Origin of the sequence: Pedobacter sp. Bi126, assembly GCF_918698245.1 — a bacterium.
Lineage (GTDB): Bacteria > Bacteroidota > Bacteroidia > Sphingobacteriales > Sphingobacteriaceae > Pedobacter.
Window position 1 is genome coordinate 1 of sequence record NZ_CAKKMS010000003.1, and the last position, 14,955, is coordinate 14,955.

The 14,955-nt window shown below is 38.5% G+C and carries 14 protein-coding genes, 1 pseudogene and 1 riboswitch; of the genes and pseudogenes, 6 read left to right on the forward strand and 9 right to left on the reverse strand.

Translation table 11 applies throughout. The features are described from left to right. Nucleotides 1-99, forward strand: a pseudogene (locus LQ201_RS10045) (DDE transposase); the annotation flags it as partial. Nucleotides 100-284: 185 nt separating this feature from the next. Here the strand turns inward: LQ201_RS10045 and LQ201_RS10050 are convergent. From LQ201_RS10050 to LQ201_RS10070, 5 genes are all read right to left on the reverse strand, one after another. Then, the gene (locus LQ201_RS10050) at nt 285-815 is read right to left on the reverse strand and encodes an RNA polymerase sigma factor (protein WP_057931296.1); all 531 of its coding nucleotides are present in this window, start codon (nt 813-815) and stop codon (nt 285-287) included. Between the two features lie 129 nt (nt 816-944). Further along, nucleotides 945-1,961 carry a UDP-N-acetylmuramate dehydrogenase gene (gene murB, locus LQ201_RS10055; protein ID WP_230142011.1) on the reverse strand — a complete coding sequence of 339 codons (1,017 nt, stop codon included), beginning with the start codon at nt 1,959-1,961 and terminating at the stop codon, nt 945-947. A gap of 41 nt (nt 1,962-2,002) precedes the next feature. Then, nucleotides 2,003-2,449, reverse strand: coding sequence for a hypothetical protein (locus tag LQ201_RS10060; RefSeq protein ID WP_230142013.1), 447 nt, complete (start codon nt 2,447-2,449; stop codon nt 2,003-2,005). A gap of 72 nt (nt 2,450-2,521) precedes the next feature. Beyond that, nucleotides 2,522-3,196: a hypothetical protein gene (locus tag LQ201_RS10065; RefSeq protein WP_230142015.1), complete on the reverse strand. Its 675-nt coding sequence runs from the start codon at nt 3,194-3,196 to the stop codon at nt 2,522-2,524. Nucleotides 3,197-3,251: 55 nt separating this feature from the next. Beyond that, complete coding sequence (locus tag LQ201_RS10070; RefSeq protein WP_371823044.1) at nt 3,252-3,695, reverse strand: sterol desaturase family protein; 444 nt, start codon at nt 3,693-3,695, stop codon at nt 3,252-3,254. Nucleotides 3,696-3,862: 167 nt separating this feature from the next. Here LQ201_RS10070 and LQ201_RS10075 point away from each other — a divergent pair, with 167 nt between their 5' ends. The 4 genes from LQ201_RS10075 (at nt 3,863) to LQ201_RS10090 (ending at nt 10,234) form a co-directional block, all read left to right on the forward strand. Then, a complete protein-coding gene (locus LQ201_RS10075; protein WP_230142018.1) occupies nt 3,863-4,474 on the forward strand; it encodes a TetR/AcrR family transcriptional regulator in 612 nt (203 codons plus the stop codon). Nucleotides 4,475-4,564: 90 nt separating this feature from the next. After that, a complete protein-coding gene (locus LQ201_RS10080; protein WP_230142019.1) occupies nt 4,565-5,905 on the forward strand; it encodes a TolC family protein in 1,341 nt (446 codons plus the stop codon). Between the two features lie 2 nt (nt 5,906-5,907). Beyond that, a complete protein-coding gene (locus LQ201_RS10085; RefSeq protein ID WP_230142020.1) occupies nt 5,908-6,975 on the forward strand; it encodes an efflux RND transporter periplasmic adaptor subunit in 1,068 nt (355 codons plus the stop codon). 64 nt (nt 6,976-7,039) lie between these two features. Further along, a complete protein-coding gene (locus tag LQ201_RS10090; protein ID WP_230142021.1) occupies nt 7,040-10,234 on the forward strand; it encodes an efflux RND transporter permease subunit in 3,195 nt (1,064 codons plus the stop codon). Here the strand turns inward: LQ201_RS10090 and LQ201_RS10095 are convergent. Continuing rightward, on the reverse strand, nt 10,231-10,518 hold the full coding sequence (locus LQ201_RS10095) for a hypothetical protein (protein WP_230142022.1): 288 nt from the start codon (nt 10,516-10,518) through the stop codon (nt 10,231-10,233). The two genes, LQ201_RS10090 and LQ201_RS10095, sit on opposite strands and share 4 nt — an antisense overlap. 78 nt (nt 10,519-10,596) lie before the next feature. On the opposite strand from LQ201_RS10095, the gene LQ201_RS10100 reads away from it, so the two are divergent. Next, nucleotides 10,597-11,400: a hypothetical protein gene (locus LQ201_RS10100; RefSeq protein ID WP_230142023.1), complete on the forward strand. Its 804-nt coding sequence runs from the start codon at nt 10,597-10,599 to the stop codon at nt 11,398-11,400. A 386-nt stretch (nt 11,401-11,786) separates the two neighbouring features. Here the strand turns inward: LQ201_RS10100 and LQ201_RS10105 are convergent, their stop codons facing one another. The 3 genes from LQ201_RS10105 to thiD form a co-directional block, all read right to left on the reverse strand. Then, nucleotides 11,787-12,992 carry an MFS transporter gene (locus tag LQ201_RS10105; protein WP_230142025.1) on the reverse strand — a complete coding sequence of 402 codons (1,206 nt, stop codon included), beginning with the start codon at nt 12,990-12,992 and terminating at the stop codon, nt 11,787-11,789. Between the two features lie 110 nt (nt 12,993-13,102). Further along, nucleotides 13,103-13,756, reverse strand: coding sequence for a TenA family protein (locus tag LQ201_RS10110; RefSeq protein WP_230142028.1), 654 nt, complete (start codon nt 13,754-13,756; stop codon nt 13,103-13,105). Beyond that, nucleotides 13,753-14,571 (reverse strand): bifunctional hydroxymethylpyrimidine kinase/phosphomethylpyrimidine kinase, encoded by an 819-nt coding sequence (thiD, locus tag LQ201_RS10115; RefSeq protein ID WP_230142031.1) that lies wholly within the window; start codon nt 14,569-14,571, stop codon nt 13,753-13,755. The genes LQ201_RS10110 and thiD overlap by 4 nt, the downstream gene beginning before the upstream one ends. Before the next feature lie 67 nt (nt 14,572-14,638). Continuing rightward, a riboswitch (TPP riboswitch) is annotated at nt 14,639-14,815 on the reverse strand. Between the last annotated feature and the right edge of the window lie 140 nt (nt 14,816-14,955).

Below are 14,955 nucleotides of genomic sequence, written 5' to 3' on the forward strand. Positions count from 1 at the left end.
GAATCTTTCAATGCAAAGATCAAAGCTTTTAGAGCAACATCCAGAGGCGTTAGGGATATCAAGTTCTTCTTATTCAGATTATCGAAAATATATGCCTAAAGAATCCCCCAACTTTTCCGCTTGATCCCAATTGTCTCAAAAGTAAAAAACGCATCTCATTCGTCACTCCCGGCACTTCAACTGTTATTAATTTCAGCGAGTATAAATAAAAAAGCCCAGGCAAATATGCCAGGGCTTTGGTTAAAATGTTCTTCAACGGGAATTGAGAATAATCTGATTAACGCTTACATCACTTCTGATGTTGCAATTTCTTTAGAATACGTTTTTAAATATTTTTTAAGAATACCTCTCGCTACGTGGATACGCGTTTTTACTGTTCCAATCGGAATAGCTAACATATCTGCAATTTCGTGGTACTTATATCCTTCAAAATAACGGATAAAAGGCACATAATACTCTTCAGGTAATTGCGAAAGGGCCTTATCTATATCGCCTAACACAAATTTGCTCTCTGCCTGATTTTTAGTTGCACTATATGAAAGATTTGCAGAAGATATATCTTCGCTTTGCGTAATTAAAGTATTTGTTTTCACCAATCGGCGATAGTTGTTAATGAAAGTATTCTTCATGATGGTAAACAACCAACCTTTTAAATTCGTACCTTCTTTAAACTTATTGTAATAAGTGATCGCTTTCAGCATCGTATCCTGAACCAAATCATTTGCGTCTTCTGCGTCTTTGGTAAAATTTAAAGCATAAGATCTAAGCGATACCGAGTGATGATTAACCAGATGATTGAATTCAAATTTTGTCATGATATTTAGCTTTAGGTAGATAAAAAAACAAATGAATTATTGTTCATTCACTTAAACCTAAACAAACTTAGTACCAAAATTTTCTGGCATGGTGTTAAAAGCGTGCAACTACATAATGGCAAGCTTTCGTCACAGAATATTTACTTCTCTTTCTAAAGTGACTCCAAAAGTAGACTTTACACTGTCTATAATCTGTTCAGAAAAATGATACACTTCTGTGCCAGTCGCATGCCCGTGGTTAACTAAAACCAATGCCTGGTTTTTCCAGGTACCTGTCTGGCCTACCACTTTACCCTTCCAGCCACATTGCTCAATTAACCAGCCGGCCGCCAGTTTAATTTTATCATCGGCTGTAGGATAATGTACCACATCGGGGTGTTTCGCCACAATATCAGCAAATTCATATTTTTCAATCACCGGATTTTTAAAGAAACTACCTGCGTTGCCAATAGTAGATGGATCAGGCAGTTTGCTTACGCGGATATGCGATACAGCGGCTGAAACATCGGCAATATCCGGCTTTTCGATGCCCCTGTTCAGCAGCTCGGTTTCAATTGCACCATAGGAGGTATTAATTTTCGCTTCTACCGATAAACGGAAAGTAACGGACGTAATAATATATTGGCCCTTCAACTCACCTTTGAAAATACTTTCGCGGTAACCGAAATGGCAATCATCATAAGTAAAGGTTTTGATTTTCCCTGTTTTGATCTCAAAAGCACTGCAGCTTTCGAAAACGTCTTTAAGCTCTACGCCATATGCACCAATATTCTGTATTGGCGATGCACCCACTGTCCCAGGGATCAGGCTTAAATTTTCTACGCCTGCAAAATGATGTCCAACACAGTAGTTCACAAAATCATTCCATACTTCCCCAGCACCGGCTGTTATCAACACTTTATCATCAATCATTCTGGATTGAATACCTTTGATGCTGATTTTAACAACTAATCCCTTATAATCCTGAGTAAATAACACATTACTTCCTCCACCAATAACCAGGAGTTTTTGAGATTTTACGATTTCGTTTTTAAACAGTCTGGCTAAATCTGCTTCAGAAAATATCTCGGCAAAGTAACTTGCCTTAACATCGATACCAAACGAATTATACGGTTTTAACGAAATATTTTCCTGGATTTGAAGCATATTGATTCTGGGTTATGCTGCAAAAGTAAAATAAAAAATAGTTAAGGAACGATTTTGGTAATCCCCTTATCGAAATTAAAGCTTAAAGTGTCGGCTTTTTCTCCTTCAACTACTACTTTCGAAAGCTGCCAGCCGATGAAAGCTGGTTTGGTTTTGGCAACGTCCAATAAATGGTACCTTTCTTTGGTTAATTTAGCACTAATCAACCCTACACTATCTGACGCTGCCTGACTCAAATGTTCTATCTCACCCTCGAGGACAGCTAAAGTATCATCTAATTCATTTCCTTTTTTTAGGCTATCAGTATAAGCCTTTGGTGAAATATTGTAAAGGCTATCTAATTTGGAACTATCGAAATTCAAATCCTGATTACTGTTTGCATATTTTGATTTTACAAGTGCAATAGCGCGATCTTTATCAGTCTTTTTACCACATGATGTGATGACAACTAGCGATAAAAGCACAAAGGCATGGTAAATTTTTCTCATGGCATAGGTTTAATAAAAAAGAACAAGCATCCTGCCAAGAATGAGTAAAGCATAAAACAGCATTAGTAGACGCTATTTTTTTAATGGTTCATCAATTTTCTTTTTAATTGCCTTTCCTTCATTGGTCTGTTGTAACCGGTTCGAAAGGGCGTCGTATAATTCTGTAGGCGAGCTGAAATCAAACTCTTTAAAAAAACCTGGTATACTGATATACCGCACAAAGTTACCTAACTCCATTAATGCCACCGGTGAATCGGCATTTTGCTTAATAAAATTTAAAAACTTCCGTTCTTTTAATGCATTTGTGGCGTCACTGGTTTGCTGAAGATAAATTCCGCCACTAATTATTTTTGCAGGCGCCAAATTATATGGGTTTTCAATATCCAATTGAACATCTTCCAGAAAAATCTTTTTAAGATTAGCACTACCACCCGCAAACCATACTTTCTGTTTTATCTTCGATTTTATTTCAGCTAAAGTAACATCCCCACGTTCATCAATAAAAATAAAACCTTCTCTTAATAGCTGGCCCTCCAGATTGGATGTAGCCGATAGTTGAAAATGATTGCCATCTATTGGCCTCACCAAAAACAAATCTGCTTTTCCTACTACTGGCGCATCACTTACCAGGTAAGCAAATTTTGCATTTTTAGGGTTTTGAACTACGCCTTCTACGGTGAATTTAATTGTTTGTGCATGTAAAGAGCCTACGAAAAGTAGCGCCACGCAAAAAATTAGTTTTCTCATCGGCTTTATATTTATAACCTTAAATATAAAACTAATTAGTTAGTTAAAAAATATTTTAGTCATTTTTTATCAAACTTCTTCTCACAAATAATAATCCAAAAGCCTTTCCTTTTTCTTTGCCCCTATTCTTATGATGAACCTTATGTACTTTTCGCACGGCCTGCAAATAAGTGTTGTTGCTTTTAAAAGTTTTAAATCTCCGGTGCACAAACCAATCATGTACCACAAAATAAATCAGACCATATAAAGTAATCCCTAAACCGATAAAAAACCGGTAACTTAAATTATCTCGATCGGCATACATTAAAAACAAGGATACTGCAGCAAATAATGCGGCAAACAGATCGTTCCATTCGAAGAATGATTTTGCTTTTTGGTGATGGCTTTTATGCATAAACCATAGTGGTCCATGGAATAAATACTTGTGTATAAACCAAGACAAGCACTCCATTGCTATGATGGTAAACAATACAATAAAGATGTTGATTAGTGCTGACAAATTTTCTAAACGATTGGTTTGTAAAGATATATAAACAGCGCAAGAAACAAAATTATGTCATAAAATTGTAAGCTTAATGCGCTTTTCAACAAACCTTTCATGACTAATCGTTTTTTAGCACTATTTTTGACTAAAATATTAAAAAAGTCAGAAAGTAGAAAAGTAAAATGATTGTAGCCGATAAAAAGAGAGAGCAAATTATTGATGGCGCTATAAAACGCTTTATCCATTTTGGTATTGGTAAAACCACAATGAACGATATCGCAGAAGATCTTTCCGTTTCCAAACCATCGCTTTATTATTATTTCCCGGATAAGAAGCATTTAATTATTGGAGTAATAGAAAGGGTGTTTAACGACTTCTTTGAGTTGATTAAAAAGAAATACAATCCAGATCAACCTTTGGAAGACATTCTTTTCAGCACCATAGAAGTGAGGAACACTTTCTTCCAAAAATATTACATGTTAAGGATTACGGAAGGCATCCCTGATTTATTGAACGACGATGTGATCAAAGGAAAGTTACAAATGCTTAAAAGCTCGGAAAAAGATTTCTTCGCAGAAATTTTTAGCCAGGCAAAAGGAAAGGGAGAAATTGAGCACGATGATACTGCACATGTTGCAGAACTTTATCTGGAAAGTTTGATGGGCCTTTGCACCATGTGTATTATGGAAACCGGAAAAGATCTTTTCCCTGATAAAAAAGCATTAAACAAAATGACACTGAAGCAAAAAAACCTCACTACCATATTTGTGAGAGGTTTACGATGTTCAGACTGAAATACGGCGGCCGCAACAATGATAAAGCGATTGTAAACAGGCCACAAATTTTAAATAGATAAGAACCCAAAAACAAAAAAACAATACATTATGCTTAGAGTAAAAATGGTAAGGTTAATGCTCGTACTGCTAATCGGCACGGTTTTACCGCAGCTGGTGCTTGCACAGCAGCAAGTTACCTTAAAAGATGCGCTAACCTATGCGCTCCAAAACAACACCAAGATTCGAAACTCGAAATTGGATATTGAAGGCGGAAGATACAAGGTAGAGGAAGTTAGGGCACAGGCCTTGCCTCAAATTACAGGAAATGTCGGTTTAACTTATAACCCTATTATCGGCCAGCTGGTTGCTAATTTCGGCGGACAGACACAGGCGATCAAATTAGGCCAGAACTGGAATTCGACTGCAGGTGTTCAGCTTTCGCAACAATTATTCAATCAACAGGTTTTTACTGGCTTACAGGCTGCGCGATCGAGTGAGGAATATTACAACCTTACTTCAAAATTAACAGAAGAGCAGATTATCGAGCTGGTGGCCAACAATTACTACCAGGTTTTGGTAAACAGGCAACAGTTAAACGTAATTGATACCAATATTAAAAACGTTAAAATTGTAGAAAAAATTGTTTCCAACCAGTTTAAAAATGGTTTAGCCAGAAAAATCGATGTTGACAGGATCAATGTAAACTTAACTAATCTGAATACACAACGTGAGCAGGTGATTAATGCCATTACCCAATTGGAGAATCAGTTAAAATTCTCGATGGGTATGCCGGTTTCTACGCCGATCAGCTTACCATTTACTGAATTAACAGAGGTAACTACTTTACCTGTATTTACAGACTCTATCGATCTGGCAAACAGAACAGAGGTTAAACTTTTGGATAATCAGGATAAACTTTTATCACTGCAAAGAAAGGCATACGTTGCCGAATATTATCCATCATTGGCTTTAACGGGTAATTATACCTACTCGAGCCAAAGTGATGGTTTCGATTTCCTAAAGTCTAATGCTGCTGCAATCGGATATGGCGCATCGGCCGTTGGTCTGACTTTAAAAGTGCCAATTTTCAATGGTTTTTTAACACGTTCAAAAATCCGCCAGGCAGATGTGGATATTAAGAAAGCACGAGAGAGCAGAAAAGAATCTGTAAACTCGTTAAATCTGGCTTATGAGAATGCAAAAATCCAATTGCGAAACAACATCAATACCATTAAATCGCAACGTAAAAATGCGGATTTGGCGCAGGAAATCTACAAAAGCACACAAAACAATTATAACAATGGCTTAGCTTCTTTAACCGATCTTCTGGATACAGAAAATGCACTTACTGAGGCACAGAACAGCTATACACAGGCTTTATTGAATTACAAAATAGCCGAAATACAATTAATCAAATCAAACGGGAATATTAAATCGCTAGTACAATAGAAATGAAAAGAGTAATTACCATAATTATCGTAGTTGTTGTTGCCCTTGGTGCAATAGCTTATGTTTTAAGCAACAATAAAAAGAAGAACGAAGAAAAAACTGCTTTCATTGCTAAAGGTGGTGGCGCTGTTGCCGTTCGGGTTGCTCAGGTGGAGAGAAAAGCTGTGAATTTAGATTTTAGTGCAAACGGAAACTTTATCCCTAAACAAGAACTTAACTTCTTATCAGAAAATGCAGGTCGTGTTACGGCTATCTATGTTGATGAAGGTGACCGCGTAAGCAAGGGCCAGGTTTTGGCACGCGTTGATGCAGAAATTATCAATACAGACAGAGAAACTGCTGAGGCCACTTACCAGAATGCAGTAAGAGATGAGGCCAGATACCAAAGCTCATTCTCAACTGGTGGTGTTACGCAACAACAGTTAGATCAAGCTAAATTGGCTACAAAAAATGCAAAACTGCGTTTACAGGCTTCACAAAGAAGATTAAGTGATGCCAACATCAAATCGCCTATCAATGGTATCGTAAACAAAAGATACATCGAAGTTGGTGCTTTTGTAAATACCCAGGGCACTCAATTGTTCGAACTGGTTGATGTTTCTAAATTGAAATTAAAAGTAAACGTTAACGAATCGCAGGTTGCCAATCTTAAAATCGGCGATCAGATCGAGATCAAATCTTCGGTTTTCCCAACTGATAATTTCTCCGGAAAAGTAACTTTCATCGCTGCTAAAGCCGATGCAACATTAAATTTCCCTATTGAAATTGAAGTAGAGAACAGTCACAAAAACACTTTAAAAGCCGGTATGTACGGAACTGCAATATTCAAGTTCCCTAAACAGGCGCCAAGCATTCTTATTCCACGTACTTCATTTGTAGGTAGTGTAAGCAGCAATCAGGTTTTTGTATTGGATAAATCTAACAACACCTCTAAAATCCGTAATGTAGTAGCTGGCCGTATTTTAGGAGACAATGTTGAAATTCTTGATGGCTTAAAAGAAGGTGAAACTGTAATCACCAGCGGGCAGATTAACTTAACTGAGGGTACAGCAGTTAGTATCGTAAAATAAGTTAGAGGGGATTTTTCGGCTTTAAAACGCGATACGCCAGTCGCAAAACGCAATACTAATTAAAATGAAGATAACAGACATATCTATAAAAAGGCCTTCGCTGGTTATTGTGGTATTTACCGCACTTACTTTGCTTGGGCTACTAAGTTACTTTTCGTTGGGTTATGAATTACTTCCAAAATTCTCTAACAACGTAGTATCTATTTCAACCATCTACCCTGGTGCTTCACCAAATGAGGTTGAAAATACCGTAACCAAAAAGATTGAGGATGCGGTATCATCAATGGAAAACATCAAGAAAATCAACTCTGTATCGTTTGAGAGTTTATCTACAGTTACCATCACCTTAACTGATGCGGCAAACATCGATATTTCCTTAAATGATGCACAAAGAAAGGTAAATGCTATTCTTTCTGATCTGCCTGAGGATGTAAAAACGCCGTCATTAAGTAAATTCTCTTTGGATGATTTACCGGTAATTACCATGTCGGCATCAGCCAATATGGATGATATTACCTTTTACGATTTAATTGATAAACGTATTGCTCCGGTAATTTCGAGGGTGAGCGGTATCGCACAGGTTAACTTAGTTGGTGGTTCGGAACGCGAAATTCAGGTATCGTTAGATGCGGATAAATTACAAGGTTACAACCTTTCAGTTCCGCAGGTACAGCAATTAATTTTAAGTTCCAACTTAGATTTCCCTACAGGAAGTGTTAAAACCCAAAACCAGGATGTATTGATCCGTTTATCGGGTAAATACAGAAGTATGGAAGAGTTGAGAAACCTGGTTTTAACAACGACTAAAGATGGTGCACAGATCCGTTTAGGTGATGTTGCCGACGTTCAGGATTCGCAAAAAGAAACTGAAAAACTGGCACGTATCGATCGTAAAGCATCTATCGCCATCCAGATCATTAAACAAAGTGATGCAAATGCGGTAGAAGTGAGTAAAGGTGTACATGCCATTATTGCAAAACTTAAAACTGAATACGCAGCAAATAAATTAGACATCAGAATTGTTAACGATAGTTCGATCTTTACCTTAGAATCAGCTGATGCAGTAATCCACGATTTAATCCTGGCGGTTATTTTGGTGGCTTTCGTAATGCTTTTCTTCTTGCACAGTTTGCGTAACGCGTTAATTGTAATGGTATCGATTCCGGTTTCATTAATCGCTACGTTTATCGGGATCAGCTTGTTCGGTTTTACCTTAAACTTAATGTCGTTACTAGGTCTGTCACTCGTGGTAGGTATCCTGGTGGATGATGCGATTGTGGTACTGGAAAATATCCAGCGACACATGGAGATGGGTAAGAACAAAGTAAGAGCAGCATCTGATGCAACAAGAGAGATTGGTTTTACCGTAGTATCGATCACTTTCGTAATTGTGGTAGTGTTCTTCCCGATTGCAGTAAGTACGGGTTTGGTATCGAACATCTTACGTCAGTTCTGTATTGTGGTAATTATCGCAACGTTACTTTCGTTAGTAGCTTCATTTACCATTGTACCACTTATCTTCTCTCGTTTTGGTAAGTTAGAACGTATTGAAGGTAAAAACCTATTTGGCCGTTTCATTCTTTGGTTCGAGAAACAGTTAAAGAAATTTACCCTTTGGATTACCAGCATTTTAACATGGTCGTTAAACCATAAAGCTTTAACATTAGTTATGGTTGTGGTGATGTTCTTAAGTTCATGCGGTTTACTGGTAGGTGGTTTTATCGGATCGGAATTCTTCCCTAAATCAGATAAGGGTGAGTTCCTGGTGCAGTTAGAGTTACCAAAAGATGCTTCTTTAGAGCAAACCAACTTTTTAACACAAAAAGCTGAGGCTTTCTTGGATAAACAACCAGAAATTACACAGTTAATTACTACAGTTGGACAATCGACCGGTGATTTCGGTGGTACACAGGCTACAGCCTATAAATCGGAGATTAATGTTAAGCTGGTTGAACGCGATGAGCGTAAAGGTGTTTCTTCAGATATTTTTGCCACTAAAATGAGCCGTGCACTGGCTAAAGAATTAATTGGAGCAAAAGTTAAAACCGTTCCGATCAGTATTTTGGGTATTGCAGAAAACGCACCGATCCAATTGGTGGTAATGGGTTCTGATTTAGATAGTGCTTTGAAGTATGCTGAAGGTGCTCAAAAAGTGCTTGCGGCTATCCCTGGAGCTACAGAGATTAAATTATCAGTAGAAAAAGGAACGCCTGAGATTAACGTTCAGGTAGACCGCGATAAGATGTCGGCCGTTGGCTTAACTTTACAAACTGTAGGCTCAACCATGCAGACTGCTTTTGCGGGTAATACCGACGGTAAATACCGTAAAGGTGAATACGAGTACGATATCAATATTCAGTATCAAAACTTCAACCGCCAGAATATTGATGACGTGCGTAACCTGATTTTTGTAAACAGCGATGGTAAACAGATCAAGTTATCACAGTTTGCAACCATTACAGAAGGTTCAGGTCCGAGTCAGTTAGAGCGTTTAAATAAATCTACTTCAGTATCAGTTAAGGCACAGTCAATCGGTAGACCAACAGGAACCGTAGTTGCTGAGTTCCAGGCGAAACTGGAAGAGCTGCAAAAAAACGGCAAACTGAAAGCCCCAATTGGCGTAAGTTATAGCTGGGCGGGTGATCAGGAAAATCAGAGCGAAGGTTTTGGTACTTTGGGTATCGCTTTATTGGCTTCGATTATTTTGGTTTACCTGATTATGGTTGCGCTTTACGATAGTTTTATCTATCCGTTAGTGGTAATGTTTTCGCTGCCTTTAGCGGTAATCGGAGCATTGTTAGCTTTAGCTTTAACCAATAACTCAATCGGTATCTTCACCATTTTAGGTTTGATTATGTTAATGGGTCTGGTAGCGAAAAACGCGATTATCCTGGTCGATTTTACCAACCACTTAAAAGCTGAAGGTAAAGAGACTAAAGAAGCGCTTGTATTGGCCAACCACGCACGTTTACGTCCAATTTTAATGACCACCATCGCCATGGTATTTGGTATGCTTCCAATTGCATTGGCAAGCGGTGCAGGTGCCGAATGGAAAAATGGTTTGGCCTGGGTTATTGTTGGTGGATTAACCAGTTCGTTATTCTTAACCTTAATTGTGGTGCCAGTAGTATACTTAATATTCGACAGAATGTTAGAACGTTTAGGCTTTAACAAAAAAGGAAAAACAATCGATGAGTTAATGGTAGAACCATACAAACACAAAGATGTAAACGAATACGATTTAGATCACGGACATTAATAAACATCCAGATTAACAATCAATTTAGCCCCGATCCCAAAATCGGGGCTTTTTTGTGGATTTTGTTTTAGCAACGGAAGCACAGAAAACACGGAAAATTTGTCCGCAAACGGGTACCCCAATCCGCAGCCATGGTTCGTGTCCGCGCGAACCATTTCTTTTTTGTCACGGAACGCGGAGGCATGGAAAATTATGCCTAATGAGTCGCCCATCAATTTTGCCAACCCAATACCTTCGCCATAATTGTGTGCGCTACGAACCATTTTATTTTTCACTTGCTGCATTTAGAAATTTTGATGCCCAGATAATTATACAATGTTGTCTTCAAACAAATTATGTAGCAACATTGTATATTAGGGATTATGTTTAAACTCATTCTAAGTCTGTTCCTGATCTGTTCTACCCTTCTGGTTAATGCCCAACACCCGCCTGTTTTCCCGGCGATGACTATTGATTCGAGCTTCGTTAAGGTTTCAAACTTAGATATCACGCTGGTAAAATACAGTTATAAACCTAATGGCATTAAATTTTTAGTTGTACATGATAATGAAGATACTGGCGTAAAAGCAGGTTTTGATTATATCCGCTGGAGCGGTGGCGAGCTCATCGACAGTCAATATGGCGGTGTAAGAGATTATTATTTCACCTATATGGATGATCAATATCGTATAGACCCCAATGCCATTTATACCGAGGTAGGTGTAAAAACAAGGTTAAAAAAAGACTTTTTCAGCTCTAACGAAGTTGAAAAAGCAATACTTAATGCAGGCAAACAAATTGTCGATTTTTACGATCCAAAAGCCACAGGTTATTTTTTAACCTTGCATAACAATGCCGATGGTGGTTTTGGCATTTCTTCTTATTTACCAGGTTACGATTTAGCCAGCACTGCCGATTCTGTTTACATCAACTTTCAGATGGATGGCGATGATCTTGTTTACGTAACCGAAGCAAGGTTGTTCAGCAGCTTAAAAAAGGCCAATGTGAACGTAATTCTTCAATCTAAATTTGTTTCTAATGATGGCTCGCTTTCGGTTTATGCCATGCAAAATAATATTCCTTATATTAATGTTGAGGTACAACACGGGCATCTGGACGAAAATTTAAGATTAATTGAGCTCGCTATTGCCGCCTTAAAAGAACATGGATTGGTGAAGAAAGAGTAGATTATTAAGCATTTTCATAGCTGCCCTTACTAAATTTGATATTTATGTACAGGTAGCGTGCTCCAAATGAAATAATGGTTTTAAAATTAGGAAATGATTGGCCTGTGGTTCTTGGAGGACAACAGTCCCGCTTTCCACTACAAGTCCTCGCTACGCTATGGGCTTTTCATTGCAATCGGGTTTAGGAACAAAGGCTGGTGCACCTTGCAACCCGACAAATGAAATGCTGTCGTGGCCAACTAGCCCCGGTTGAAGCGTTACCCTGCAGCAACGAGGTACGAGGAAGCAAAGCGTATAAGCGTAAAACGGGAAGACATTTACTGTTTTGCAGGGCCTTGCGCTCCAAATGATAAAAATATTTCTAACAGTTAAGTTAATCCCTAATATTAGTTTATTGCTTTTATTTTTGTGATCAGAAAAGTAATCAGCAAACCGAACACAGAAATGATTGCAAAAGAATAACGCAGGCTGGACAGTTGCGAAATATAACCAATTAATGGTGGGCCAAACAAAAAGGCAAAATAACCGATACTCGAAACCATGGTTATGGCTTTACCAGCGGGTACTTTTTTATTGTTACCAGCTATGCTATATACCATTGGTACAATACTCGAAACGCCCAAGCCGATAAGCATAAAACCAAAAATAGCAACAATTAGGTTTGGAAATATTACGGCAAGCGCCATCCCTATCGATATAATGGCACCACTGATCTGAAGAAGGTTTTTCCGCCCGAATTTACCGATTAAAAACACCCCTAAAAACCTTCCGCTGGCCATCATAAACATGAACGATGCATAACCAATAATCGCTTTATTATGAGGCAATTTCACCACATCTTCAAAATAAATGGCACTCCAATCGAACATGGTACCTTCGGTGGCCATACTGCAAAAGGCGATAACGCCTAGCAACACTAAAATACCTTGAGGCATGGTGAAAAACTTTGCCTTTTCCATCACGGCATCAGGTTTATTATAGTTAAGCAACTTTTTCCCGTTAAGCGCAACATTGCTTAAGGATATCAGTGCAATGATCCAAAAATGGGTGTACATGCCTAATTTTAGGTTAACCAGCCCCAGGGCAATTAAAGCTCCCGTTAAATTACCAATACTCCAAGCCCCATGGAAAGAACTCATAATGGGTTTGCCGTAATAATTTTCACCTGCGACCCCTTGAGTATTTAAAGCGATATTACAAAGGTTTCCGGTTATACCAAACAGCACCAAAAAAGCAGCCAACTGCCAACCAGTTGTGGCTAGTGCTAAAAAAGTTAATGCAATTGCATAAAGTGGCGCAGTTGCCCTTAGCATTTTCTTACTGCCAAAATGAGTGGTCAATTTCGCCGAAAAAAACATTGTTATAATCTGCCCCGCAGGTAATGCAAAGAGAATAGAGCCTAATTCTGCATCGTTTAGGCCCATAGAAGCTTTAAAAGTTGGAATCCTACTGGCCCAACTCGCAAAGCACACCCCTTGCATAAAATAAAAGGCAGATATTGCAAATCGTACTTGTTTCGGAGAGCTTTGCGCTAATACAGGTTTATCTTCTTGTTTACTTAAAATTCCCTGTTCTTGCGTACTTTCTTCCAAAATGATGTTTTAAATTATAGATTGAATTGCAAAGTTCTTTAAATCTATTGGAAATACCGACAAGTTTTTAACATTTTATCAAAGAATTTAGAGCACACAGGGTTAAAATATTAAACTTTCCATTTTTCCAGTTCATAAGCACTATCCCAGAACATCCATTCTAAACGGGTTGCCATTTCGAAAGCATCCAGCATTTTTTGTTGGGTTGCTATATTTGACTGGGCTGCCAGTTGATCGGTAATATCGATCGCTTTTTCTACTGCAGCAGCAAACTCAACGCCTGCATACATATCGATCCACCTTTTGTAAGGATTTTCATCGCCATCTTGTTGTGCAAAAATATGATTGCCAACGGCTTTATAAATCCAAAAACATGGTAAAACAGCTGCTACTGCAATTTCTACATTGGCATAGGCAGCCTGACTAAGAATATAATTGGTATACAAAAGTGTAGATGGTGTGGGTCGCACCTCGCTAGCTAAACCAAATTCTACAAAATAACTTTCATGTAAACTACGCTCAGCGAAAATTGCACCTGTAGAAAACCCGGCAAAGGCCATCACCAAATCTGCATCCTGCATGCGGCTACTAATGTTACTTAAGGTTCTGCCAAACTCCAAAAGGTAGTAGGCATCTTGTGCCAAATAAAAGATAAATTTTTCTATTGGCAAAGTGCCGTTGCCCAATTCAGTGTTAAAAGGCATTGCTAAAATTTTGCCATAAATGGGTTTAACCCTTTCCCAGGCCTGTGCACTCCACTTCATTGTACAATTAGTTTTAAAGGTTCGAAAAAGTGGTTTAATGGCCCATTGCCCTTGCCAGTTTTTGCCTCGCTACCAGCTTGTAACGCTTGACTAATATAGTTTTTTGCACTTTTAATTGCGATAAGCAAAGCGTTACCCTTAGCCATTTCGGCAGCGATGGCCGAAGAAAGTGTACAACCTGTTCCATGTAGATTTTTAGAAGAAATAAAAGCACTTTCCAATATAACAGGTGCATCGTTTCCTGAGATAAAAACATCGTAAATGATTGGGCCGATTAAATGTCCGCCTTTTATTAAAACGGCTTTTGCACCCTTTTTAATGATTTTTCTACCCGCCGCAATCATGCCATCGAGATTATGGATCTCCTGCCCTGAAAGGATAATGGCCTCGTCTATATTTGGGGTAACCAATGTCACCAAGGGGAATAATTTTTCAACTAACTGGGTAACGGTATCAGCTTCGATTAACCGATCGCCACTGGTGGCCACCATAACAGGATCTAAAATAACGGGAACATCTTGATTATAGTTTTTTAATTCCTTTTCGATTACCTGCACTACTTCAGCACGGTTGATCATGCCGATTTTAATGGCTACTGGCGCTATATCTCCCAATACTGCCTGTAACTGATCTTTAATCATTTCTGCCGGGATGCCATGCACCGACCGCACACCCATTGTATTTTGTGCCGTTACAGCTGTGATTACCGAGGTGCCAAAACAGCCCAAAGCAGAAAAGGTTTTTAAATCGGCCTGGATGCCCGCACCACCTCCACTATCTGAGCCGGCTATTGTTAATACATTAATATAATTCATTGCTTAAAGACTTCATTTTGTTGTACAACTTCAGGAGTCTTCAAATGCAGTATGCATTTTGCGCAATTTTTGCAGACAAACTAATTTCCTACGCCGGCATTATCCGGATCAGGTTCATTTGAGGTTGATGGTTGGAGGGTTTTAAGGCTGAAGGAATCACCCTCTACCTTTTTACCTTCTACCTTTAACCTCAAAATGGGTATGTTCTCAGCCAACTTATTTGAAGGCACCCCTAAAGTTTTATTTTGTAGCGCAATATAGGGCTTTTTTTATTCTTCGTTTATATAAAGGAATTATATAAGAAGAGTTGTCAACTTAATAGCGAGAAGCCCATTAAAGTTGGCAACTCAAAAAACAAAAACCCCGATTTTACACCGGGGCTAA